At 35.7% G+C, this 24,226-nt stretch carries 23 protein-coding genes; 17 read left to right on the top strand and 6 right to left on the bottom strand.

Annotation, left to right across the window (positions count from 1 at the left end; translation table 11 throughout):
• Positions 1-117 precede the first annotated feature (117 nt).
• From IEV41_RS17685 to IEV41_RS17645, 9 genes are all read left to right on the top strand, one after another.
• The gene (locus IEV41_RS17685) at positions 118-684 is read left to right on the top strand and encodes a sigma-70 family RNA polymerase sigma factor (protein ID WP_188389842.1); all 567 of its coding nucleotides are present in this window, start codon (positions 118-120) and stop codon (positions 682-684) included.
• Positions 659-1,261, top strand: coding sequence for a hypothetical protein (locus tag IEV41_RS17680; protein ID WP_188389841.1), 603 nt, complete (start codon positions 659-661; stop codon positions 1,259-1,261). Before IEV41_RS17685 ends, IEV41_RS17680 begins: the two co-directional genes overlap by 26 nt.
• A 92-nt stretch (positions 1,262-1,353) precedes the next feature.
• On the top strand, positions 1,354-2,040 hold the full coding sequence (locus tag IEV41_RS17675) for a DUF6944 family repetitive protein (protein ID WP_188389840.1): 687 nt from the start codon (positions 1,354-1,356) through the stop codon (positions 2,038-2,040).
• 92 nt (positions 2,041-2,132) lie between these two features.
• Positions 2,133-3,218: a toxic anion resistance protein gene (locus tag IEV41_RS17670; RefSeq protein WP_188389839.1), complete on the top strand. Its 1,086-nt coding sequence runs from the start codon at positions 2,133-2,135 to the stop codon at positions 3,216-3,218.
• Between the two features lie 18 nt (positions 3,219-3,236).
• Complete coding sequence (locus tag IEV41_RS17665) at positions 3,237-4,073, top strand: DUF3974 domain-containing protein (RefSeq protein WP_188389838.1); 837 nt, start codon at positions 3,237-3,239, stop codon at positions 4,071-4,073.
• A 153-nt stretch (positions 4,074-4,226) separates the two neighbouring features.
• Complete coding sequence (locus IEV41_RS17660) at positions 4,227-4,928, top strand: pseudouridine synthase (RefSeq protein ID WP_188389837.1); 702 nt, start codon at positions 4,227-4,229, stop codon at positions 4,926-4,928.
• A gap of 36 nt (positions 4,929-4,964) precedes the next feature.
• A complete protein-coding gene (locus tag IEV41_RS17655) occupies positions 4,965-5,672 on the top strand; it encodes a response regulator (RefSeq protein WP_188389836.1) in 708 nt (235 codons plus the stop codon).
• A gap of 278 nt (positions 5,673-5,950) precedes the next feature.
• A complete protein-coding gene (locus tag IEV41_RS17650; protein WP_188389835.1) occupies positions 5,951-7,006 on the top strand; it encodes an AEC family transporter in 1,056 nt (351 codons plus the stop codon).
• Positions 7,007-7,026: 20 nt separating this feature from the next.
• Positions 7,027-8,025, top strand: a complete 999-nt coding sequence (locus tag IEV41_RS17645; RefSeq protein ID WP_188389834.1) for a 2-hydroxyacid dehydrogenase — start codon at positions 7,027-7,029, stop codon at positions 8,023-8,025.
• Positions 8,026-8,067: 42 nt separating this feature from the next.
• Here IEV41_RS17645 and IEV41_RS17640 read toward each other — a convergent pair whose 3' ends face one another.
• Complete coding sequence (locus IEV41_RS17640) at positions 8,068-8,538, bottom strand: hypothetical protein (RefSeq protein ID WP_188389833.1); 471 nt, start codon at positions 8,536-8,538, stop codon at positions 8,068-8,070.
• Positions 8,539-8,767: 229 nt separating this feature from the next.
• Here IEV41_RS17640 and IEV41_RS17635 point away from each other — a divergent pair, with 229 nt between their 5' ends.
• Entirely contained in the window at positions 8,768-9,964 is a 1,197-nt protein-coding gene (locus tag IEV41_RS17635; protein ID WP_188389832.1) for a class I SAM-dependent rRNA methyltransferase, read from the top strand.
• Positions 9,965-10,007: 43 nt separating this feature from the next.
• Here IEV41_RS17635 and IEV41_RS17630 read toward each other — a convergent pair whose 3' ends face one another.
• The gene (locus tag IEV41_RS17630) at positions 10,008-10,208 is read right to left on the bottom strand and encodes a YwbE family protein (protein ID WP_188389831.1); all 201 of its coding nucleotides are present in this window, start codon (positions 10,206-10,208) and stop codon (positions 10,008-10,010) included.
• Positions 10,209-10,385 (bottom strand): hypothetical protein, encoded by a 177-nt coding sequence (locus tag IEV41_RS17625; protein WP_188389830.1) that lies wholly within the window; start codon positions 10,383-10,385, stop codon positions 10,209-10,211.
• A gap of 438 nt (positions 10,386-10,823) precedes the next feature.
• Here IEV41_RS17625 and IEV41_RS17620 point away from each other — a divergent pair, with 438 nt between their 5' ends.
• The 4 genes from IEV41_RS17620 (at position 10,824) to IEV41_RS17605 (ending at position 16,317) form a co-directional block, all read left to right on the top strand.
• Positions 10,824-11,870, top strand: a complete 1,047-nt coding sequence (locus IEV41_RS17620; protein ID WP_188389829.1) for an AI-2E family transporter — start codon at positions 10,824-10,826, stop codon at positions 11,868-11,870.
• Positions 11,871-11,984: 114 nt separating this feature from the next.
• Positions 11,985-12,926, top strand: coding sequence for a peptide-methionine (R)-S-oxide reductase MsrB (msrB, locus tag IEV41_RS17615; protein ID WP_188389828.1), 942 nt, complete (start codon positions 11,985-11,987; stop codon positions 12,924-12,926).
• A 94-nt stretch (positions 12,927-13,020) separates the two neighbouring features.
• Positions 13,021-15,345, top strand: coding sequence for a cation-translocating P-type ATPase (locus IEV41_RS17610; protein WP_188389827.1), 2,325 nt, complete (start codon positions 13,021-13,023; stop codon positions 15,343-15,345).
• A gap of 231 nt (positions 15,346-15,576) precedes the next feature.
• Positions 15,577-16,317, top strand: coding sequence for a hypothetical protein (locus tag IEV41_RS17605; protein WP_188389826.1), 741 nt, complete (start codon positions 15,577-15,579; stop codon positions 16,315-16,317).
• A 103-nt stretch (positions 16,318-16,420) separates the two neighbouring features.
• On the opposite strand, the gene IEV41_RS17600 is transcribed toward IEV41_RS17605, so the two are convergent.
• From IEV41_RS17600 to IEV41_RS17590, 3 genes are all read right to left on the bottom strand, one after another.
• A complete protein-coding gene (locus tag IEV41_RS17600) occupies positions 16,421-17,128 on the bottom strand; it encodes an ABC transporter permease (protein ID WP_188389825.1) in 708 nt (235 codons plus the stop codon).
• On the bottom strand, positions 17,128-17,970 hold the full coding sequence (locus IEV41_RS17595; RefSeq protein ID WP_188389824.1) for an ABC transporter ATP-binding protein: 843 nt from the start codon (positions 17,968-17,970) through the stop codon (positions 17,128-17,130). The genes IEV41_RS17600 and IEV41_RS17595 overlap by 1 nt, the downstream gene beginning before the upstream one ends.
• 183 nt (positions 17,971-18,153) lie before the next feature.
• Positions 18,154-21,255, bottom strand: a complete 3,102-nt coding sequence (locus tag IEV41_RS17590; protein WP_188389823.1) for an efflux RND transporter permease subunit — start codon at positions 21,253-21,255, stop codon at positions 18,154-18,156.
• A 172-nt stretch (positions 21,256-21,427) separates the two neighbouring features.
• Between IEV41_RS17590 and IEV41_RS17585 the strand changes: the two genes are divergently transcribed.
• The 3 genes from IEV41_RS17585 to IEV41_RS17575 all read left to right on the top strand — a co-directional run bounded on the left by IEV41_RS17585 (position 21,428) and on the right by IEV41_RS17575 (position 24,205).
• Positions 21,428-22,282, top strand: a complete 855-nt coding sequence (locus IEV41_RS17585; protein WP_188389822.1) for a TetR/AcrR family transcriptional regulator — start codon at positions 21,428-21,430, stop codon at positions 22,280-22,282.
• A 201-nt stretch (positions 22,283-22,483) separates the two neighbouring features.
• Positions 22,484-23,176: a hypothetical protein gene (locus IEV41_RS17580; RefSeq protein ID WP_188389821.1), complete on the top strand. Its 693-nt coding sequence runs from the start codon at positions 22,484-22,486 to the stop codon at positions 23,174-23,176.
• 294 nt (positions 23,177-23,470) lie between these two features.
• On the top strand, positions 23,471-24,205 hold the full coding sequence (locus tag IEV41_RS17575; RefSeq protein WP_188389820.1) for a hypothetical protein: 735 nt from the start codon (positions 23,471-23,473) through the stop codon (positions 24,203-24,205).
• Positions 24,206-24,226 lie beyond the last annotated feature (21 nt).

Genomic DNA, 24,226 nt, shown 5'->3' with positions numbered 1-24,226 from the left:
AAGGTAAGTGGGTAAGTTCATTGTGAACTTGCTTGCTTGCCTTTTTTATTTTTTTCGACAAAATTGTGTAAGAAATTAACAAAACTATCCGTATATATAAGTGAAGGGGGAAGGTAGATGAATGAGCGAAGGATATTGAATGGATTGGCGGATAAAGAACTAGATGCATTGAACCAATTTATTTTTCAATACAGTAAGCTAGTATACGGAGTCATTGGGAGTATATTGAATGAACCAAACGAAAAAAGCAGTATAGAAGAGTGTTATAACGATGTGTTATTACTTATTTGGTATAAAAGCGAGTATTATGACGAAAAGAAGGGGTCTTTTAAAAACTGGTTGATATCGGTCGTAAAGTTTAAAGCACTCGATTACAAACGAAAATATAAGACAAAGCAAATCGAGCAACAGATGGAAGAAGTAATAATACAAGATGATATAGATTTGGAGAAATTACTTGTTAAGAAAGAGAAGAGGATACTTGTTTTACAAGCTATTAACGAGTTAGAAGAAATAGATAGATACATATTTAAACAACGTTTTTTACTCGATAAGAGTATTGATGATATTTCCGTAGCATTACAGATGAGTACGAGTGCCATTTATACACGTATATCACGTGGAAAACCTAAGTTAAAGAAGAGAATGGAGGGATACGATGAGTCATACAAAGTGGAACATTGACAATGTGACATTTGAGCAATGGGATGAAGCAAAAATTAAAGAGTTTGAGCGGATTGGTGAAAGTTATGTAGGGGATTTAACGACAAAGAAGCAAGATGTTAAGCGATTAATTGCTATGGAGAATCTACAAGAGATTGAAGAGATGGCGATGGCTGAACTTGATAAAGATGAATTTTTAGAAGTAAAGTTTTATGCTGCTCAAACAGGTGGAAATTTTTTGAGTGCGATGTTTTTTTCAGCTAATTATTACATAATGCCGATGATTATGATGGATATTGGACATCGATTCATCGTATTTGGGACAAGAAAAAAACTACTTATATACGAGGTTAGAGAGTTAAATCAGGTACAACGGATGTATATAATCGATTACAAAGACATTTCTAAGTATTATTACAAGAAGAAAAAAAATTGCATTATCCTATGCTTCAAGGCGCGAAAAGATAAATACGATGAACTAAGGGAATGTTCTAACTGGTTATTATATGGGTATCTTCAAGGACGAATTAATATGGTTATAACTAGTGAGGACAGAGAGCTTGTTGCGACATTTTTTGAGCAGAGAATTAACGCCTAGCACAAACATATAGCCCATCATATGTGGGCTTCTTGAACCACCTGTTATGGAGTGAATACAATAGTATATCTTACTGTAAGGTGGCGATGGAGATGTGGAAAGAATTTGTGACAGTAAGTGGTGCGTGGATACAAGCTGTCGGAACAGTTATCGCTGCTTTTGCGACAATTGAGGAATTAACGAAGGAGCAATATGCGAAAGAAAAGTATGAGATAGCCGGAAATGCTTTGCAGGCGATAGGGAATGCACTACAAGTCATTGTTCAGCCAGGTAAGTCTCTTGAAAAAATGGGAGGCGAACTGCAGGCGTTGGGTAATACGTCCGTTATTATCGGTGTAACGTTAGATATATATGAGAAAGACACGATAAATGAAGTATTAGAGATTGTAGGGAATTCTTTACAGTCAATAGGGGCGGGGTTAGCTGCAATTGAGGAATTACAGGACGTGGTAGTTAGTTCACAAATTGAAGCCATTGGTAATACGCTACAATCGATTGGGAACGGTCTACAAGCGCTTCAAGGAATATATAATATAGAGGATGAGCAGGAAGAAGCACAGAAAGAAGAAGGTGCAAAAGGGACTAAAGAAGAGGAGCTGAAAGAAGAAAAGCAAGAGCTAATGAAAGAAAATAGTAATATAAACGGGATGAATAACAAAGATAAAAAGGAAGGGAAAGATGAAACGATTGGCGATGCGGGAAGTTGGATACAAGCAGCTGGATCTGTTATAACAGCAATCGGAACAACAATCGGTGTTGAAAAAAAAGAGAGGAAATAAAATGAAAATTTCTTTTTGATGTAATATATTGAAACAAAAGAGGTTATACAAGATAATAAAAGTATCATATAGAAGGAGGGATTCTAGTAGATATGACAGAAAAGCAGGAAAATCTAGATCCGGTAGTTCATACCGTAATTAAAGAAGAAGAATTAGTAGCTTTAAATAAAGAGGCTGACGCGTACGTGGAGAAATTGAATAGTGAACGTAGTACAGATCTTTCAAATGTATTGCAACAGCTATCTATGCTAGGAGATAAAGAACAGCAAGAAGCAGGTGAAACATTAACAACATTAAAGCGCCCTGTTACTGCAATGATGAGTGGGAAGAATGATGAAATCCCGAAAACATTATTAGAACTTCGTCACGTTGTTGCGCAACTAGATCCAAATCAAACACAAGCATCTGGCATGAAACGCCTCATAAATAAATTAACCCGTAAAAATCCAATCGAAACATACATGCATAAATATCAGTCCATTGAAAAACAGGTGGAGGAAATTATTAAATCGTTGTTAATAGGCCGTGATAATTTACAAGAAGATAGCGTAAATTTAGGGGTATTGAAAGAGCAGTCCCAACAAAAGATTCACGCGTTAGATAGACAAGTATATCTTGGTAAGAAATTAGGCGAAATGCTAGAAATGGAGCGAACGAAAGAAGAGCGAAAAGCAGATGTTCCACTGATTAATGATGCATTAGAAAAAGTATTAGTTCGAACTCGAAATATGCAGCAAGCTAAGGCTGTTTTGTTACAATCGATTGCCTCTATTGATATCATTAAGAAGAACAATGAAAAGTTATTAGAAGCGATTCGCAATGCTATTACAATGACACGAAATGTCGTTACAGTATCAGCTTCTATTCAATTAGCACTAAATAATCAACGAAATACTATTGATGCAGTAAATGCAACGAATGATGCAATTGAATCCATGCTAGTAAGCAATTCTCGTGCATTGAAGCAAAATACAGAAGAAACAACACGATTACTGGAAAATCCAGCGATTGGAATGGATAAGCTACGTGAATCATTCCAAAATGTTTTTGCGGCCATTCAGGCCTCAGAAGAGTCTTCAGAGCGAATTATTCAGTCAAGTAAAGCGTTCGTGAAAGAATTAGATACATTTAATGACGAAATGAAAAATAAGCTAATCCAACATAAACTAAACAAATAGAAAGGACGTAGAACGAACATGATGACAATTGTGAAAGTTTTCTTGTTTATACTCGGATTTTTGTTTGTTTTAGGGGTTGTAGCGGTTATTACTGTAGCGGTCCTCGGTAGAAAGTTTTATTTATCTTGGAAGAAGCCGTATAAGGAAGCGATAGAGTCGTTTAATCACCTTCCAGCGCCTTCTAGGTCATTTATTGAAGCATTTGTCCAACATCGTACATTTGGTGATTGGTTTCAAAGACGAGGTAAGTATGAACTAGACACATTAGCTATTGCTTACTGTGCAAGTGATGAACGTAAGCGTGTAAAAATAATGGAGCACTTACCAAAACATACGAAGCGACAGTTTCACCATCAATTAAAACGAACAAAACAACTTACACAAGAAGAAGTAATAGATGCATCTCGTATATTTAAAGAGTATATGAAGCGTGAGTTAGAAAATCCTCATCAAAAAGTTGAGTTAGGTCTGTATGCGTTGTATTTTCATGAAGAGTATGGACCCGCGTTACACCGTATTCAACACCATAGTAGGCATCTGAATAAGAATTTACGTGAAAAGATTGAACAAATTGTAGAAGTTTCACTACGAAATATTCCTTATTACAAAGAACGACGTATGTATGAGCACACGCATAAGTTAGAAACTGTATTAACGAAAGATTTGCCAGAGATGCTCGAACTTATGACACAGTTTTCTCCTTCTCAACGTGCTGAAAAAGAGAAAGAATTAGAAGCATATTTACACGCATTTAGCAAAGAATTGCAACAATCTGAAGAGAAGGTATCAGCAGATATTAATCAGCAGCTCGTTATTAAAATGCGTGCAACGACTGAGAAATTTAAAACAACATAACATGTATAATAAGAAGATCACCTCGTCTACACTTGGTGGTCTTTTTATGTTCAATATGAAGGTGAAAGATGGATATACTATGCAAGAATAGCGTTATCAATCATTTATGTTAGAATAGTATAATGTTGTTTGATGATAGAAAGGGTTAATAGTATGCGAATAGATAAGTTTATTAGTGAAACAGGGTATTGTTCAAGGCGAGAAACAAAAAGACTCCTTGATGCGAAGCGTATTACGATTAATGGTTATCCGTGTGATAAAAACAGTGTTGTAGAAGAAGGGGATTGTGTTTTAATTGACGGTCGGACGATTCCAGAGAAAGAAAAGGCTATTTATATAGTACTGAATAAGCCAATTGGTATTACATGTACGGCAGCCAATCATATTGAGGGGAATATTATTGATTTCGTGAATTATCCAGCACGTATTTTCCCGATTGGTCGTCTAGATAAAGCGTCAGAAGGACTTATTTTGTTAACGAATGACGGAGATATTGTAAATCGTATGATGCGCTCACAATATGGACATGAGAAAGAATATGTCGTCACTGTAGATAAACCATTTAGTGATTACTTTTTAGAAGGAATGTCACAAGGGGTAAATATTGTTGGTGGAAGAACAAAGCCATGTACTACGACGCGTATGAGTGATAACAGCTTTCGAATCATTTTAACACAAGGTTTAAATCGTCAAATACGTCGTATGTGCCGATATTTTGGATATACAGTGACAAAGTTAGAGCGTGTACGAATTATGAATATTGAATTAGGTGATTTACCAAAAGGGGAATGGCGATACCTAACACAAGGTGAACAGAAAGAGTTAATGCAGCAATTATATATAGAACTTGTATAGTGGAGTACTTCCTGCGAAGGAGGAGGATAGGACCAAATGATTAACGTATTAATTGTAGAAGATGATCCAATGGTTGTTGAATTGAATAAGTGTTACGTGGAGCAAGTAGAATCTTTTCAATGTATTGGTAGTGCGTCTTCGATAAAGGAAGCAATTGAATTTTTGGAACACAATCATATACAGTTGATTTTGTTGGATATATATATGCGTGGTGAAACGGGGTTTGAATTAGCAGCGTATCTCCGCGAAAAAGGAATGGATATTGATATTATTTTTATTACAGCTGCTAGAGATACGAGCAATCTGAGAAAAGCAATTCAATACGGAGCGATGGACTATATTATGAAGCCGTTTAGTTTTGAACGTTTTAAAAAATCATTGCTTAGGTATGCGAAGCAAATAGAACTAATACAACAGAAAAATACGTTGAATCAGAATGAAATTGATACAATGCTATTTACAAAAGATAGAGGTGGGACGTCTGTTGAGTTGCCGAAAGGCTTAACAACACATACGTTACAACTTATCTGGGAGCGAATTAAGAGTATGGAAGGACGTATTTTTTCAACAGAAGAATTAGTAACGACCTTGCATTTATCACGTGTATCCATTCGCAAGTATCTGAACTTTATGGAGGACCTTGGCGTAATTGAAGGACAAATTGAATATGGGACAGTAGGAAGACCTGTTCGCAAGCATCGTTATCGACAGGATAAGGAAGAGATGATGAACGAATACTTATGAGTAGAGCATAAGTATTCGTTCATCATTAAAGGTATTTTTGTTCAGCTCTTCACTTACATTAATTTCATAAAAAGTTTCAAAACTTACATAACGTATGCAAATTGTAAATTCAGGTTTACTATATAAGAGTAAACAAAAACAAAAACATTTGTGAAAATAATCACATTCAAAACACATTATTTTTTTAAATTACTTTGTTCGATATTTCACAATATAAACTGAACTTATTTTTTTAATTTGAAATGTGAAATGTTTCACGAATGAGGAGGTCCTTATTAATGGATATTGGTCAAATAATTAGTAATACACTAACAGATATGAAGATTATTAGTGCTATTACATCATCTATCTTTATTATTTTTCTAGGCTTTTATTTACGAAAGAAAAACATTTTAAATGCGCAAGCAGCAAAAGTATTAAGTGGTGTTATTCTATCAGCAGCATTACCTGCATTAGCGTTTACAGCATTCATGCAAAATATTGATACAAATTCATTAAGGCAAGGAATGAACTTACTTATTTGGGGTCTTGCTATCTATGTTATTTTAATTGTTGTGACAAAACCGTTATTTATGAAGTATCAAGGCGATAAACAAGATGTGTTACGTGTCTTAACAATTTTCGGTTCAACAACATTCTTCGGTATTCCGATTATCGGTGTTGTGTACGGAGCAGAAGGTGTTATGTATGCTTCTATCTTTAATATTGGATACCGTATCTTCCTTTATTCATACGGATATATCAAAATGTCGGGTTTAAAAATGGAGAAGAAAAACATCAAAACGATGTTTTTAAATCCAATTGTTATTGCAACATTTGCTGGTTTATTCATCTGGTTATGCCAAGGACTCTTGCCACAAGTAGAAGTAATGGTGAATGGAAAAGTATCTGAGTTTGCTTTCTTACGAATTGATCAAACAGCACCTTGGTTATTTAAACCAATGGATTATTTAGCGAAGTTAGCATCACCACTAGCATGGATTTCAATTGGTGCGACATTAGCAGAGATTTCACTGAAAGATGCAATGAAAACAAAAGATGCATGGTACTACAGCTTCAATAAAATTTTAATTGTTCCAGTAATTAACATTGTTCTATTAATGATTTTAAATGCAACTGGTATTCTACCAATCTCTCACGTTGCATTAGCAACAGTTGTTATTATGATGGCAACACCAACTGCAACAGTAGCAGCAGCTTATGCAATTAGCTTTGATAAAGAGGCTATCTTAACATCAAACTGTTCGTTATTATCAACAATTTTAGGTGTTGTTGCAATGCCATTTTGGATTGTCGTTCTAGAAATTATTCGAAATTTTAATATCTTTGCTTAAAATATAGGAGGTAGGGGAAAATGAAAGTAAATTTAGTATGTTATGGTGTACGTGACGTAGAAGAAGCATTCTTTGAGAAGTTAAATAAATATAATTATAATTTAACATTAGTAACAGACCTAATGAATGATGAGAATGTAGAAGAAGCGAAAAACGCTGAAGCAGTTATGATTCGTGGAAACTGTAAAGCAACACGAGCAAATATTATGAAACTAGCAAGTTATGGTGTGAAATATATTTTAACAAGAACAGTTGGATTTAACCATATTGATCTAGCAACAGCAGATGAATGTGGTATTAAAGTAGCGCGTGTACCAGCTTATTCTCCAAATGCTATTTCAGAGCTTGCAGTAACGTTAGGAATGATGCTTGTTCGAAACACTGCCTATACATCAAATAAAACAAAAGATAAAGACTTCACGGTCGATGCAGCGATGTTCAGTAAAGAAATTCGTAATTGTACAGTCGGTATTTTAGGAACAGGTAAAATCGGTCTTACAACTGCAAAATTATTTAAAGGATTAGGTGCACGAGTAGTTGCATTTGATGTATTTGAAAATGAAGCAGCAAAAGAGATTGTTGATTATATGTCATTAGATGATGTACTAAAGATGTCGGACGTCGTATCTGTTCATGTGCCATTCTTTAAAGATCAAAATTATAAAATGATTAACGAAGAATTCCTTGGTAAAATGAAAAACGATGCGATTTTAATTAATACATCTCGTGGGGAACTACAAGATAATGAAGCTATCCTAGCGGCAATTGAAAATAATACACTTGGTGGATTTGGTACAGATGTATTTGAAGGTGAGTCTGCTTTCTTCTTCAAAAACTTAAAAAATAAAGAATTACCATCTCCGACAATTGAAAAATTAATGAGTCATTTCCCACGTGTACTTGTTACACCACATATTGGCTCATATACAGATGAAGCATTAACAAATATGGTCGAAATTTCATATGACAATTTATATAGCTATTTAACAAGCGGTGCTTGTCAGAATGAAGTAGCATAAAATCAAAAACCCCCTTATGGTTATCCATAAGGGGGTTTTTGATTATACGCGTCTGAAACCTTCTTCTTCTAAGTAGTTTGCTGCTTCACCGTATGAGTTAAAGCAACCATCTAAATTAATCCCGGCGTACACGTTCCACATGTCATCTTCGTGTACAAGTGTTAACAGGTGTCCCTCACCGCTCATCCATGTCTCATCTTTGTTGTCGCCGATAATTGCTTCTTCAGCAACTGTACGTGGTGCTAATGAATGAATAGATTTCTCTACGATGTTACGAAGTTCTTCAGCAGAGAAGTCACGGATGTTAACCATGCCTTTATCATTCATATCGTATCCCTGTAGGAACTCACCATAAACAAAGCCGTTCCCATTTGGGTGTAAGTGATAGACAACGTTTTTCTTATCAAAAGAACTTTCTTCATAATGGAAATTTACGCGACCAAGCGATACGTTGTTTCTTGTTAATTCAGGAAATGATTCAATAATCGTTAATTTTTCTTCAAAAGTTAGCATGTAGCCTCCAAATTAATTGTACATTTAATTCGTTTATTATAACATAATCAAAAGTTTTTCCAAAATAGCCTTACAATGAGGTGAATCCGGGTTCGCTGTGTAATTTTACGGATACAATATACAGTAGGTTAGATTGTAAGAATGAACCAAATTTAAAATAATGTTAAAATAAATCCATAATGTTTTAGTAGGAAATATTAAAATACAATGATATAGACAGGATGACAAAATGAAAACAGAAGTTCGTTTACAAATAAAACAAAAATTTGTACAAGAGTTGAAAAAAGGGTATCCACTAATCCAAAAAGAAGCGATTGTAAATATTCGTGATTTAAAAGAAGAAGGCGCACTTGTTCGTTTAGTAGATGAGCGCAATCAATTTGTAGGAAAAGGGTATTACGGTCAACAAAATAAAGGATATGGTTGGATATTAACGAAGCAAGAAAAAGAGCACATTGATGAACATTTTTTTATGAAGAAGTTGAAGAAAGCACTAGATGCTAGAAAACAGTTATTTGAAGATACGGAGACAACTGCATTTCGTGTATTTAACGGAGAAGGTGATGGGATTGGTGGATTTACGATTGACCATTACGACGGTTATTATGTAATTAGTTGGTATAGCAAAGGAATTTATACGTTCAAGGAAGAGATTATCCGTGCATTTACGAAAGTAGTAACGTATAAAGGGATTTATGAGAAGAAGCGCTTTGATACGAAAGGTCAATATGTTGAAGATGATGATTTCGTAATGGGAGAGCGCGGTGAATTTCCGCTTATTGTGAAGGAAAATGGTGTGAATTTCGCTGTATACTTAAATGATGGTGCAATGGTCGGAGTCTTTCTTGATCAACGAGATGTAAGAAGGACAATTCGAGATAAGTATGCAGATGGCAAGAATGTATTAAATACATTCTCCTATACGGGTGCATTCTCTGTTTTCGCGGCAGTGGGTGGAGCAACGAAAACAACAAGTGTGGACTTAGCGAATCGTAGTTTAAGTAAGACGACGGAACAGTTTACGATAAATGGCATCGATGCGAAGGCACAAAGTATTATTGTTGAAGATGTGTTTCATTATTTCAAGTATGCGGTGAAGAAACAATTACAATTTGATATGGTCATTCTCGATCCCCCAAGCTTTGCACGTTCGAAAAAGCATACATTTAGTGCAGGGAAAGATTATAAAGACTTGTTAAAAGAAGCGATTACGATAACAGAAACGAATGGTGTAATTGTTGCTTCTACAAATTGTAGTTCGTTTGGAATGAGTAAATTTAAAGGGTTTATTGATACGGCATTTCGTGAAATGGGTGGAAAGTATACATTATTAGAAGAATTTTCGCTTCCGGAGGACTTTAAGACAACTTCAGAATTTAAAGAAGGAAACTATTTAAAAGTCGTATTTGTTAAGAAGCTAAAATAAAGTAAATAAAAGGCCGTTCCCATTGTATAGTGGGAACAGCCTTTTATTTGTTTGAGATAATTTCTTTCACACGTCCAACTTGTCCGTCTTGTAATCGAACCTTTATCCCGTGAGGATGAAAGGAAGATTTCGTTAACAGACTTTGTATAATGCCTGCTGTTAACGCACCTGTTCGTTGATCTTTCTTTAAGACAATCTGGACATGCATGCCAGGGATAAGATTATTACGGTATTGTCCGTTCACTTATACACCTGTACGACGACGTTGGTTATTTGCTTTTTTCGTTTGCTGGCTCTTCATGCTTTTTGTTTCTGTAGAGAAAGAATTATTTCCTTTTCCCATATCTTGTGCTTGTTTTTTACTTGCAAGCTTTTGCATCATTGCTTCTTGTAAGCTCATCTTTTTTTGTTCATTTGACATATATCATCGAATCCTTTCTTCTTTCAAAATAACAATGGCAGCATAGCTACCTGTAACGTCTCCATTGTATAGCCACTATTATAATATATTCTTTGAGAGAAAGACATCTCTATCACGTAGTAATCTGTCACTGTAAAAATAAAATCTTGTTGAAGGGAAGGGATAGATATTCCTTTTGGCTATGTATCTCTTTTAATAGGACAAAGATGTGATTTTGTAGTAAATTTGTAATAAATAGTGGAGGAGATTGTTGTACAATATAAAGATAGTAGCTATGGGGTTGCAATAGCACGTTTAATGGAAGTATAGGGCAGAATTTAGCAAGGGATGTTATCATAAATACAACGTAATACATATATAGATTGAATAGAGAGATGTTAATTATAAATGTATGCGCTGCAAGAAATCATAGGAGATAGGAGAGAGTAACCTAACATTATGCTAATAAAAAACTTTTTTCAACATAAAAGTGTAAGAAGATTTGCGATATTGGGATTATTTGCGCTGTTGCTCTATTTGACGCGAAGCATGTTCAACCTTATTTTAGTAACGTTTATTTTGACCTATTTAATGGATCGTTTCCAAGTGTTTATTTCTCGTAAACTCGATCCCATTGTACGAATTGACCGTAGAGCAATTATTGGGTTGCTATATCTAATCTTTGTTGGTGGAATTACATATACACTCTATAGATACTTGCCGGTTATCAGTATACAAATAGGAGAGTTAGTTGTACAGGTACAGCATTTCTTGAAGAACCCACCTGATAATGCAATGGTTTTATACGTTGTCGAACTGATTGGTAAGACAGACTTTTCGAGTTATATGAAACAAGGTGCAGACCTTTTCTACCAGTATGTAGCGAATATTGGTAAGGTAGGAGTTCAATTTTTACTATCGGTTATTTTGAGCTTATTCTTCCTATTAGAGAAACCTAGAATTATCCAATTTACATCAAAATTCAAAGATAGCTATCTTGCTGTGTTCTACACAGAGATTGCATATTTCGGAAGAAAATTTGCAAATTCATTTGGTAAAGTAATCGAGGCACAGTTCTTAATTGCTGTTGTAAATTGTGTATTATCCGTTATTGCACTATGGGTATTAGATTTCCCACAATTAATAGGGCTAGGAATTATGATCTTCTTGTTAGGTCTTATCCCTGTTGCTGGGGTCATTATTTCGCTTTTCCCGCTTTGTATGATTGCGTATAATGTAGGTGGATTCATCTATATCGTCTACATTTTAGTATACATTGCAGTGATTCATGCGATTGAGGCATATGTCTTAAATCCAAAGTTCATGTCAGTGAAAACGAACTTACCTATTTTCTATACATTTATCGTGTTAATCTTCTCAGAACATTTCTTAGGCGTATGGGGATTAATTATTGGTATTCCAATCTTTATCTTCTTATTAGATGTCTTCGAAGTGACGACAGATGAGGATGAGAAAGACGAAACTACAAATGAACAAGTTGGATAAGAAAGAGGGAAAGCATCGAATGTTCGATGCTTTTTTTCGATAGGCAACATAGTTGGGAAGAAAGAATGGAAAAGCTATAATATGCAAGAAGAATTTAGATAGGGGTGAAGAAAGATGAGTGAAAAGGCAACGTTTGCAGGAGGGTGTTTCTGGTGTATGGTCTCACCGTTTGAAGAGATGGATGGTATTATCCAAGTTGTCTCAGGTTATACGGGAGGACATACGGAAAATCCGACCTATAAAGAAGTATGTCAAGAAACGACAGGTCATTACGAGGCGGTACAAATTATGTTTGATTCAACGAAGATATCGTATGAGAAATTGCTACAATTGTATTGGCAACAAATTGACCCTACCGATGCAGGTGGACAATTTCATGATCGTGGTCAATCGTATCAAACCGCAATTTTCTATCATAGTGAAGAACAGAAGGTACAAGCAGAAGCGTCGAAGGAAGCACTGGCTAAGAGCGGACGCTTTACAAATCCTATTGTAACGGACATTCTACCTGCATCTACGTTCTATCCAGCGGAAGAGTATCACCAAGGGTATCATAAGAAAAATGGATTCCGCTATGCGCTTTATCGTCAAGGATCAGGAAGAGATGCATTTATTAAGAAGCATTGGCCAAAAGATAATCAACAACTAAAAGAGCGCCTAACCGAGACGCAGTATTATGTAACACAAGAAGATGGCACAGAACCACCATTTCAAAATGAATATTATAATAATAAGCAAGACGGAATCTATGTTGATATTGTTTCTGGGGAACCGTTGTTTAGCTCATTAGATAAATATGATAGTGGTTGTGGATGGCCTAGTTTTACGAAGCCGATGTTATCGCTTAGTATTAAAGAGAAAGTGGATGTGAGCCATAATATGACGAGAACAGAAGTGAGGAGTAGAGAAGCAGATTCACATTTAGGCCATGTTTTCCCGGATGGACCAGGACCAAATGGCTTACGTTACTGCATTAATTCAGCATCTCTTCGTTTTATTCCAAAAGATAAGTTAGAAGAAGAAGGTTACGGTGATTTTTTGATTTTATTTAAATAAGTGTGAAACCACTTATGCTCTTATGCATAGGTGGTTTTTTTATGAAAAATTGATGGATGGGAGATGATAACAAATAGGTAGGGGGTGAATTTTCATGAATAATATTCATGGGCTCACAGAGAAAGAAGTAGAAGAACGAGTTACCAAGGGGCAAGTGAATGTTTTACCAAAAGCACCGTCACGTACAACAGCACAAATTATTCGGGCAAATTTATTTACGAGTTTTAATGCTTTAAATGCCATTTTGGCGATTGCTGTGATTCTTGCGGGTTCACCGAAAAATGCTTTATTTGCAGGTGTTATTATTACGAATACGTTAATTGGGATTTTTCAAGAAGTGAGAGCAAAGGCAACGTTAGAGAAGTTATCCGTGTTGAACATGGCACAAGTCAAAGTGAAAAGAGATGGTGAGGAACGAGATATATCTGTAGAATCACTCGTCTTAGATGATGTAATAATTTTAAATCCAGGGACGAAAATAGTTGCGGACGGGGAAGTAATGTCTCTTTCTGAAGTGGAAGTGGATGAAGCTTTATTAACAGGAGAAGCAGATCCTGTGTTTAAGGAAGGAGGTAACCCTCTCTATGCCGGTAGTTTTGTTGTAGCCGGAAGTGGTTATGCAAAGGTAACGAAAGTCGGAGCAGATACATATGCGGCAAAATTAGCGGAAGAGGCGAAGAAATTCAAACTTATTAATTCAGAATTGCAAACAGCAGTAAATACATTGTTTAAGATTATTATTTGGCTTGTTCTTCCTATTGGGGTACTACTCGTCAGCACTCAGTTATTCTTCACGAATAGTAGCTGGCAAGATGCTGTTGTTCGTGCTGTTACGGGTATTATTGGAATGGTACCAGAAGGACTTGTGTTGTTAACAAGTGCAACGTTTGTTGTAGCAATTATCCGCTTGTCTAAGTGGAACGCGTTAGTACAAGAGTTACCAGCTACGGAAGTATTGGCGCGTGTAGATGTATTATGTCTTGATAAAACTGGAACAATTACAGAAGGTAATTTGCGACTTGGAGAGGTAGAAACGATTGGTATATATACAAAAGAACAAATAGATGAAGTGTTAGCGGGTATTGCACATGCATTTCCAGTTATTAATCCTACACAGCAGGCAATTGTTTCTACTTACACAGATCCCCCAGCGTTAATGATTACACATAAAATCCCTTTTTCATCTGATAAGAAGTGGATGAGTGTGACATTTAAAGAAAGGGGAGCATGGGTGCTTGGTGCACCAGAAGTAATTATAGAAAAAATGGATATAGCGATTCGAGAGCGGATTCAACAGGAAGCAGAGAAAGGAAGGCGCGTGTTATTGCTGGCACATGTAGAACGAGAAGCACTCATGCAGCATCATTTTAAAAACGTATGTGTCGGTGCATTGTTGTTTATTGAAGATATTATCCGAGAAGAGGCACCACAAGCACTTCGTTATTTTGCAGAAGAAGGAGTAACGATTAAGGTGATTTCGGGGGATAACCCAGTTACCGTTGCCGCTGTTGCCAAGAAAGCAGGTTTAGTTGGAGCAGAGAACTATATTGACGCTAGAACGTTACCGGAAGAGGGAGAAGCCTTTGCTGAGCTCATCCATCAGTATACCGTATTTGGTCGTGTAACCCCGAAGCAGAAGAAGCAAATGGTTATAGCATTGCAGTCAAAAGGTCATACGGTTGCGATGACTGGGGATGGAGTAAATGATGTGCTCGCCTTAAAGGAAGCAGATTGTGGGATCGCAATGGCAAATGGTTCAGATGCGACTAAAGCCGTAGCACAGCTTGTTTTACTAGACTCAAACTTCAGTACGTTGCCTGAAGTTGTTGCGGAAGGACGCAGGTTGATTAATAATTTAGAACGAGTGTCTGAACTGTTTTTGACGAAGACAACGTATTCTATTATGTTGTCGTTATTATTTGGTGTATTTCTATTACCGTTTCCATTGCAACCAATTCAACTGACGTTAATTGGAACGCTAGCAATTGGTATCCCAGCATTTTTCTTGGCATTACGTCCTAATAAAGATGTTGTGAAAAGCCAATTTCTAAAACGAATCTTATCGTTATCTATCCCAAATGGAGTAGTATTGGGGTTTAGCACATTTGCAATTTATCTAATGGGGCGTTTCTTTAGTTTATCTTTAGCTGAAATGGGAACGCTAGTCGTTCTTGTATTGGGCGGAGGAAGTCTCGTTGTTTTAGCGAGAGTAGCAAGACCATATAATATGATGAATGTATCAATTGTTCTAGGGATGATAACATTATTTATATTGGCATGTTTTTTCCCATTCACACGTGATTGGCTGGATCTTCGTGCTGTAAGTAATGAATATATTGTTATGGCGTTGGTATTTGTGTTATGTACATGGCCACTTATTGCATTTCTACAAGTTAGTATAAGGAAGTATATACGATAACAACACGGGGTTATATGAAGAAATGGTAGAAGTGAGATGCTCTTTTGGAAGAAAAGAGCATCTTGTTTGATTGGAAGGGAGGTTTGAAAAAATATTTGACGTTATCCCACTCCTTATGTTACATTTGTGTTACAAAGACATTACAAATATTAATAATGTTACATTTTATTGAAATATAACGAGCGTCGCTTGTGAGATACATAGAATTATAGAATTAGGGGGAGAAGAACTATGAAAAAAGGATTTATTTTAGTAGCTACAGGAATGTTACTGTTAACAGGATGCCAAGAAGACAGAAATCAATCTGTTCAATCAAATGGCCAAGAGCAAGAAGTAGCAACTATTCCGCCAGAAGCGAAACTTGTTGAATCGAACGAGACAAGTATGGAAGAGCAAAAAGTACAAAATGAAGCAGTATATAGAGAGAAAAATGATAAGCAAGTGGGTGAAATGGTGGAACAGAAAAAAGTGAAGACAGAAAAAGCGGATGTATCATTTAAGCAGTCAGTAGAAATTAAGGCGAATGTAAAGAAAGAAGAAGGAAAACAACCCGATAAGAAAAACACGGTAAAGAAAGAAGAGCAGCAACAAAAAAGTATTTCATATAAAGATGGGAAATATCCATTTACACTACAATTACCAGAAGCATGGTCGAACGTAGAGGTGAAGAGAGAGCAGTTTGATAATCATACACAAGAGGCTGTTACATTCATTGCTACTATTGGTGGAGAGAAAGTTAGACTTGCAAGTATTTTCGCATTTGGTAGCAAAGAAGAAGCAATGAATCATATTGAATTTGGCCTACACAAAAAGCTTGGTGAAAAAGATGGTTTAACGTATGCGTATATTCGTGCAAGTGAAGCACCAGATAAGTTATATGGAGAGCAATATGAAAAAGAATTAAAAATGGCTCAAAAAATGATTATGGAAGATGTTCCGTTAGTAATGGATAGTTTCACATTATTACCATAAATGGAATTCACTTTTCTGTTTAACTGGAAGAAGTGAGAAGTGTAAACAGAAGATTATAAAAAACCACTCTTGTTAGTAAAGTAGCAAGAGTGGTTTTTTGTTGTTAGTCCATATTCTTCTTACGGTAGACAATGACACTTGCTACTACTAAGCAGAGGAACCAGCCTGTCATTACAAGTAGAGGTGTTGTAAGTTCACTAATAGCTTTCCCTTCAATAACAGATGTTACGCTTTTCATAATATGTGTTGTTGGCAAATTCATTAAAATTGTTCGTATCATTTCATTATCTACACCTTCTGCGAACATGGAACCAAACATTAAGAAGAACATAACTGGTACGATAATTGTATTTAATGCCGAAACAGACTGGGCAATTAATCCAATAAGTGTTCCCATGGAGATGAATAATAAAATTCCTATACATATAACTAATACCATTAAGCTAATATTCATTGATATATTTGCTAAAGCAAGACAGAAAGTACATACTGCAGCTGTTAGGATGAATGTAATAAAGCTTTTTCCTGCTAATACATCTCCCACACTCGCTGGTGATAACATAAGTCCACGTAATGTATCCTTTTCTTTTTCTTCTGAAATCATATTTGCTTGGATAAACATTCCGACCATAAGAAGTGCCATCATGATACATGTACGTGCAATTTCTGCCCCTTCTGCCCCTAGATGTAGAAAAATAGCTGCGTATACGGGTGGGACTGCTAGCATGATAGTAATTTGATAATTCTTCATTAAGTCCATATATTCTTTCCTTACAATTGCCGATACTCGTTTCAATGAGAATGTCATCATTATAAACCCCTCCCAGTTAATTGGATGAAAATATCTCCTAAATTCGGTTCTTTTGAATGAATCGTTAAAATTTCTCCACGATTCAATTTGTCAAAAATATGCTTAGCTCCGGCTTCATCTTTCGTTATAATTTCTTTTTCTTTATTTGTTAAGGTAATTTCAATGGTGTTTTCTGCATATTGAAGACGTAAATTTTCAGGTGTATCAAGTGCAGCAATTTTCCCATTGTGTAAGAAAGCTACTCGGTCACATAATACTTCTGCTTCACTCATGTCATGCGTTGTTAGGAAGATTGTTGTGCCTTCTTCATTTAATTGACGAAGTACATCGTGCATCTTCTGTCTATTTACGGGATCTAATGCAGAAGTTGGCTCATCTAAGAACAGTAGTGCTGGTTTATGAAGAATAGCTCGTGCAAGTAAGACACGTTGCTTCATTCCTTTGGATAATTTATTTACAGCCGTTCTCTTCTCTTCAAATAAGTTCACATCTTGTAATACTTCATCAATTCGTGTGTTATTTACATCATATAAATCACAATATAATTTCAAATTATCGTACACTGTTAATCTTTCATATAGTGCACTATTATCTGTTAAGATGCCGATTTCTTTCATACTTTCCTTTTTCCAACTTGTCACATTTTGTCCGAATATCGAAATATTTCCCGAGGAATGTTTTACTTGTGATGTTAAGATTTTCACTGTTGTTGTTTTACCAGAGCCACTTGGTCCGAGGAAACCGAATATTTCCCCTCTTTGAATGTTGAAACTTATATCGTTAATTGCTTGTTTCATCCCAAATGTCTTAACCATGTTTTGTACGATAATAATGTTTTCCATTCTTTCCACCCCTATATTCCTTTTTTGTTTTCTTATTGTTTGCCGTGCTTCTGACTCTACAATATGAAAATTTGAAAATCCTAGCATTATATTTCCTGTCAAAAGAGTAGAAATTGGGATGAATGGAGCATATAGAGGGATGAAAAAACCACAGGATTGCTCCTGTGGTTCATGAGATATTACTTATTTTTTACGTTTCATTTTACGTTTTAAGTTGCTTAATGCCTCGTATACAATTGGAACGATTAGAAGTGTTAACAGCGTAGAGCTTGTTAAGCCACCAATTACAGTAACACCAAGTCCTTTCGAAATTAAGCCACTGCTCTCAAATCCAAGCGCAAGTGGAAGTAATGCTCCAATTGTTGCGATAGCTGTCATTAAAATTGGACGAAGTCGAGTTATACCTGCTTCTAATAATGCATCGCGTGTTGAGATACCTTCATTTTCCTTATGAATAACGCGGTCAATTAAGACAATTGCATTTGTTACAACGATACCAATTAACATTAACATACCAATCATTGCTGAAATGCTTAATGTTTCTCCTGAAACTAATAAGCCAAGCACAGCTCCGATAATTGTAAATGGAATCGAGAAAAGAATTGCAAATGGCGCAGATGCTCCACCAAATGTTAGAACAAGGATGAAGTATACAATCGCAATTGCTGCTAACATCGCTAGTCCTAGTTGCTTGAATGACTCTTGAATATCTTCTGATACACCACCCATTGAAACATCAATATTTGATGGCAGTTCTAATTCATCGATCCCTTTTTGAAGGTTTGAAGTTGTTTTGGAAACATCATCTGTTGTTAATGTTCCAGTTACTTCTGCATATACACGTCCATCGCGTCGTGTAATTGTATCTGCTGTGTTTCCTTCCTTCACATCAACGACGTCTTTGACTGCTACTTCCATGCCAAGTGGTGACTTGATTTTGCGATTTAAGATGTCATCAATTGAAGCGTATGTTTCTTTCGGTACATCTACGTATACATTCACTTCTTCGCCGTCTTTTTGAATTGTTGTGAGGACAGGACGAGTATGTTGCTGGCTAAGCTCCATGCCGATTTGGCCAGTTGTTAAACCAAGCTTACTTAGCTTTTCTTGGTTTGCGACAAGTGTATACTCTTCATACGATTTTGAAAGACTTGATTTCACGTCTTTTAATGTAGATTCATCTTCCATCATTGCTTGTACATCGGCAACAATTGGTTTAATTGCTTCTACATTTTCCCCGTATACAAATACTTTCATTTCATTGCTGCTGCCGCTTGAAGAGAAGTCTTGCGATTTCCATTCACCTTTTTCTACAGATGCTTGTAAATCTTTAATAACGGTTTCTTTTTCTTCATTAAAGTTAGGTGTGTCTTGATCATATTGGACATAGAATAGAGCCTGATTTGAGCTACCTGGGCTCATCGGATTTTCACTACCAAGTGAGAATTGGATTGTTCCAGTGTATTCTCGATCTTGGAAGTATTTTTCTGCATCCGTTGCAATCTTTTCTACATCTTCTAATGTTTGACCTGGCTCTGGTTTGTACGTAGCCATGATCATTTTCTCTTCTTCAGCAGGTAAGAAACTTACACCAACGATAGGAAGTAACGCAAGGCTACCTACTAATATTACAATGGCAATCGTTGAAGTAATGACTTTATGGTTTAATACCCATTCAAGTACGCGTTTGTAGCCAAGTGTGAACTTACCTACTTTTTCTTCATGGACGGCTGTACCGCTCTCCATCTCTTTCTTGAATAACGAATGTGCCATCATCGGAACAATTGTTATTGCGACAAGAAGAGAAGCAAGTAAGGCAAAGACAATTGTTAAGGCGAATGGTAAGAATAATTCACCAATCATTCCTTTTACAAGTCCTAGTGGTAAGAATACAGCGATTGTTACGATAGTTGATGATAGGATTGGCATGAACATTTCTTTCGTTGCTTCACGAATTAAGTCCATTCCTTTTAGTTTTTCTTCTTTTAAAGCCATACGACGATAAATATTTTCAACAACAACGATGGAATCATCGACAACGCGTCCAATTGCTACCGTCATGGCGCCTAACGTCATCATATTTAAGGTGATATCTAGTTGCTTTAATAAGATAACCGCAATCAATAACGATAACGGAATTGAAATAACGGAGATTAACGTTGTTTTCATGTTACGTAAGAATAACAAGATAATGACAACTGCAAATAATGCTCCGAATAATGCTTTGCTCAACATCGTTTCAATTGATTGTTCAATTGGTTTCCCTTGATCAAATGTTGATTTGAAAATTAAGTTTGTGTGTTCTTTTTCAAATGTTTCTACTTGTTCTTTTACTTTATTTACTACATCTACTGTATTTGCATCTGCTGCTTTTACGATTTGTAAGCCAATTGATTCTTTTCCATCTGTACGAGAAATGGATTCAGCTTTACCTACTAATTGAATATCAGCAATTTCACCTAATGTAATTGTTGGGATGCCTCCACCTTGTATGTTACCTGCATTAGCTGCTGGTGCAGGTGAAGTTGTTGTAGACGCTGAAGGAATAAGTGGAATCTTCATACCTTTTAGCTCGTCTATTGTTGCAAGCTTGCCGTCCACAACGACTGATTTCTCTGTATCATTGAATGTGTAAAGACCTAGTGGAATCGATAAATCGGATCCTTTAATGATATTCTTTACTGTTTCTTCTTGTAGACCTAATGTTTGCAACTTTTCTTTGTTGAAGACAAGTTTTCCTTCTTCAACTTGCTGTCCTGATACTTGAACGGATGCGACACCATCTAATCCTTCAAGTGTAGGAGTAAGTTCTTCATTTACGACCTTCGTTAATTCCGCTAAGTTTCCATCTTCACTGGCAACACTTAGTGCAATAACTGGGAAAGCATTGAAGTTTAGGCGTGAAACGCTAGGCTTTTCCACTTTTTCTGGTAGAGATAAGGAAGAAAGTGCTTTTTCAATTTCTTCCTCTACCTCTTCCATGTTCTTATCGAAGTTATATTCAACTTGAATAAGGGACATGTTTTGATAAGAAGAAGAGCTAACTGTATTTACACCTTGTAAGTTTTGTAGTTTCTTCTCAATTGGTTCAGATACTTTATCTGCGACTTCTTCTGGAGTTGCTCCAGGATAAACAGTTGAAACAGTTGCGATAGGCATTGTGATATTCGGGATTGTTTCAAGCTTAATATTTAATCCTGCATATATACCAGTAACCGTAAGCATGATTGTTAACAACCAAACGGCAAATTTATTTTTCAACGTAAAGTTGATAATGCTATTCATTCGTTTTCCTCCTTTATTAAAAATGACTAATTGGTCATAGTATACTAAATATAAGTGACTATTAGGTCAGTAGTCAACAAGAAAGTATGGGTAATGGCTAGAAGGAGAAGGGTTGCATTCTATGACTAATCGGTCATAATGGAGAATAAGAGCGTTTTTAGGAGAGAAGAAGATGAAGGAAAAGGAAAAGTTAATCTTAGAAACATCCATGAAGTTGTTTGCGAATAAAGGATATAAATCGACATCTATTCAAGAAATTGTGAACGAGTGTGGAATATCAAAAGGAGCATTCTATTTATATTTTTCATCGAAAGATTCGTTATTACTTGCGATTTTCCATTACTATTACACACAATTCACGGAGCGGGTGAGTGAAATGGATAAGCTAGATTTAGCACCCCGTGAGAAGTTTGAAAAACAGCTATGGTGTCAGTTTGATGGGATTCATCAACAAAAAGAATTTATTATGATGTACATGAGAGAGCATACAGGATCTTTCACTGGAGAAATTGAACAATTAATCCTTCGTATGCAGACAGAAACGACAGCGTTTTATGAGAATGGATTACGATCATTATATGGTGAACGTATTACACCATTTTTATATGATATAATTACGATTTTGCATGGAATGTGCCATGCTTATTTAGAATTGCTTATTTTTAATAAAGCTACAATCGATTTACATTATGTAGCGTCCTTTATTTTACATCGAATGGATGATATAGTAGCTGGATTAGAAAAGTCAAGAGAAGAACCAGTTCTAGTAGAGTATAAGGAAATGGAGTTAATCTGTGCTGGATATGTAGATAAAAGAACGTTAGTCGAGCATATTATTACGATGAAAAATACATTAGATAGCGATAGTTATTTATACATTACGTTAGATGTAGTCGAGCTAGAGTTGAAAATGGAAGAGCCGAGAATCCCAGTTATACAAGGTATGTTAAGTAATTTACGCACATATCCCGAAGCGGAAGAGTTGAAGAAGCAGATAGAGCGTTACTTTCATTTATCGAATGAATGATAGGAGGTAGAAATACAGAATAAATTACCAACATTGACGATATTCATATCAAAAGAAGAGATATGGTACAATATTTGCGTTATTGTGTCGATATAAAAAGAGAAGATTACTTTTAAGACACTTTAATGCAAGACAACATTACTTTGTGCTACCAAGTTTCATCGAAGTAGCAAAGTATGTCGTGTAAATGGAGAGACTGGAGTGAAGAAAATGAAGAAACTATTCAGTTCGATTTTGTTTTTTACGTTGGTATTAACAGGATGTCAATCAGAGAGTAAAGAAGTGGCGAAAGAAGAAGCTACCGCATCAACAGTAAATAAAGAAGAAGTAAAGAAAGAGAAAGAGGAAAAGAAAGAATTAGCAAGTAAAGAGGAAAAGAAGAAAGAAGAGAAATCAACGAAAACCGTTACACCTGTTAAAAAAGAAGAAGTAAAAGTACAGGAAAAGCCAAAGGTAGAAAGTGCGGTGAAAGTCGTACAAGGAGAGCAAAAGAAAAAAGTTGAAGAGACAAAGAAAGATTTTATATACACAGACAAACAACATACGTTTACACTACAATTTCCTGCTCATTGGAAGGATGTAAAAGTGAATCATAGCAATTGGAATGAAGATACGAAAGCAAGTATTAACTTTACAGTAAATATTAAAAACGAGGATCATTCTATTAGTAGTATTCTTGTATTTGATAATGAAGAATTAGCAGATACATATTTAAGTTCAGGTGTTTTTCATGAATTAGGAAAGGCGAATGGTTTAACGTATTTATATATTCGCCCGAGTGAAGCGCCTGAGAAATTCTATACAAACGAATACCGTGAAGATTTAGAAGTGCTTCGCAAGTTTGTTGAGACAGACGTTCCGCAAGTAATGAAAACATTTAAACTCCTTCCGTAAGTAAAGAAGAGTTAGTAGTAATTAAAAGAAGAAGCTTAACCTATTATTATTTTAGGTTAAGCTTTTTTATTTTTTAGACAGGTAGTTTGTTTTTTATAATGAACAATACTCGTATTGAAATAGCATTTATGATAGAATATTCTTATAATTTTGTCGAATAAAGGGGGAAATATGTAATTTTTGAGGGGATACATATGAAAACCGGCCGTGAAGTTCGTTATAACGACCAAATGTGCGATTATAGTGGATGTTTTACATGTACAAATTTGATACGGAGAGGTTGGAGTAAGGCGCATGAAAAAGGGGATTTATTTTATTTTATTTTTTACTTTATTTATAACAGGCTGTGAACTATATAATGCTGAGGCAACAGAAGAAGTACCGAAAGCATTAGAAACAAGCGAAAATGAGGGGAAAGTAAAACAAAAAGAGAAGGAAGATAGTACAGTGAAAGAACAAGAGAAGAAGGACACAGTTCAAAAAGAGGAGATAAAGCAACAAGTGCCGCAAGAATCGAGCAAACAAGAAATGGAACAAGGGAAAACAAAGAAACAACCTGTTCAACAGGTGCCACAAGGAAAGGGTAAGGATGCGACGGGAGAAGGTAAGGTAGTACCTGCAAAAAAAGAGAAACAATCTGCCAATTTGAACCAAGGTCGTGTGTATAAAGACGCAAAACATAAATTCACATTGCAATTACCTGAATTGTGGAAAGATGTAAAGGTTAATTACCGTAATGAACAAAAAGAGGCAAAAGCGAGTATTAATTTCACGGTTTCCATTGCAAATGAAGAGCATATGATTGCTAGTATTGTTGTAGTGGATAACGAGGCATTAGCGAATAATTATTTAAATTCAGGTATGTTCCACAAATTAGGGAAAGTGAATGATGTAACGTACGTATATATTCGTCGAAGCGAAGCTCCAGACAAGTTTTATCAAGATAAGTACCATAAGGAATTAAAGAAACTTCAACAGTATGTTAATTCCGTACCGCAAGTGATGAAGACGTTCACGTTTATTCCATAAGTGAAGATAGAGGGGCTTTTC

Source organism: Priestia taiwanensis, assembly GCF_014638355.1.
In the GTDB taxonomy this organism is placed as follows: Bacteria; Bacillota; Bacilli; order Bacillales; family Bacillaceae_G; genus Priestia_D; species Priestia_D taiwanensis.
Note: the sequence above shows the minus strand (reverse complement) of the source record. Positions and strands in the feature narration are given on the sequence as shown.

Excerpts from the sequence above, each read along its gene's own strand:
- IEV41_RS17685 (WP_188389842.1), top strand. The coding sequence starts at position 118 with ATGAATGAGCGAAGGATATTGAATGGATTGGCGGATAAAGAACTAGAT.
- IEV41_RS17680 (WP_188389841.1), top strand. The coding sequence starts at position 659 with ATGAGTCATACAAAGTGGAACATTGACAATGTGACATTTGAGCAATGG.
- IEV41_RS17675 (WP_188389840.1), top strand. The coding sequence starts at position 1,354 with ATGTGGAAAGAATTTGTGACAGTAAGTGGTGCGTGGATACAAGCTGTC.
- IEV41_RS17670 (WP_188389839.1), top strand. The coding sequence starts at position 2,133 with ATGACAGAAAAGCAGGAAAATCTAGATCCGGTAGTTCATACCGTAATT.
- IEV41_RS17665 (WP_188389838.1), top strand. The coding sequence starts at position 3,237 with ATGATGACAATTGTGAAAGTTTTCTTGTTTATACTCGGATTTTTGTTT.
- IEV41_RS17660 (WP_188389837.1), top strand. The coding sequence starts at position 4,227 with ATGCGAATAGATAAGTTTATTAGTGAAACAGGGTATTGTTCAAGGCGA.
- IEV41_RS17655 (WP_188389836.1), top strand. The coding sequence starts at position 4,965 with ATGATTAACGTATTAATTGTAGAAGATGATCCAATGGTTGTTGAATTG.
- IEV41_RS17650 (WP_188389835.1), top strand. The coding sequence starts at position 5,951 with ATGGATATTGGTCAAATAATTAGTAATACACTAACAGATATGAAGATT.
- IEV41_RS17645 (WP_188389834.1), top strand. The coding sequence starts at position 7,027 with ATGAAAGTAAATTTAGTATGTTATGGTGTACGTGACGTAGAAGAAGCA.
- IEV41_RS17640 (WP_188389833.1), bottom strand. The coding sequence starts at position 8,538 with ATGCTAACTTTTGAAGAAAAATTAACGATTATTGAATCATTTCCTGAA.
- IEV41_RS17635 (WP_188389832.1), top strand. The coding sequence starts at position 8,768 with ATGAAAACAGAAGTTCGTTTACAAATAAAACAAAAATTTGTACAAGAG.
- IEV41_RS17625 (WP_188389830.1), bottom strand. The coding sequence starts at position 10,385 with ATGTCAAATGAACAAAAAAAGATGAGCTTACAAGAAGCAATGATGCAA.
- IEV41_RS17620 (WP_188389829.1), top strand. The coding sequence starts at position 10,824 with ATGCTAATAAAAAACTTTTTTCAACATAAAAGTGTAAGAAGATTTGCG.
- msrB (WP_188389828.1), top strand. The coding sequence starts at position 11,985 with ATGAGTGAAAAGGCAACGTTTGCAGGAGGGTGTTTCTGGTGTATGGTC.
- IEV41_RS17610 (WP_188389827.1), top strand. The coding sequence starts at position 13,021 with ATGAATAATATTCATGGGCTCACAGAGAAAGAAGTAGAAGAACGAGTT.
- IEV41_RS17605 (WP_188389826.1), top strand. The coding sequence starts at position 15,577 with ATGAAAAAAGGATTTATTTTAGTAGCTACAGGAATGTTACTGTTAACA.
- IEV41_RS17600 (WP_188389825.1), bottom strand. The coding sequence starts at position 17,128 with ATGATGACATTCTCATTGAAACGAGTATCGGCAATTGTAAGGAAAGAA.
- IEV41_RS17595 (WP_188389824.1), bottom strand. The coding sequence starts at position 17,970 with ATGGAAAACATTATTATCGTACAAAACATGGTTAAGACATTTGGGATG.
- IEV41_RS17590 (WP_188389823.1), bottom strand. The coding sequence starts at position 21,255 with ATGAATAGCATTATCAACTTTACGTTGAAAAATAAATTTGCCGTTTGG.
- IEV41_RS17585 (WP_188389822.1), top strand. The coding sequence starts at position 21,428 with ATGAAGGAAAAGGAAAAGTTAATCTTAGAAACATCCATGAAGTTGTTT.
- IEV41_RS17575 (WP_188389820.1), top strand. The coding sequence starts at position 23,471 with ATGAAAAAGGGGATTTATTTTATTTTATTTTTTACTTTATTTATAACA.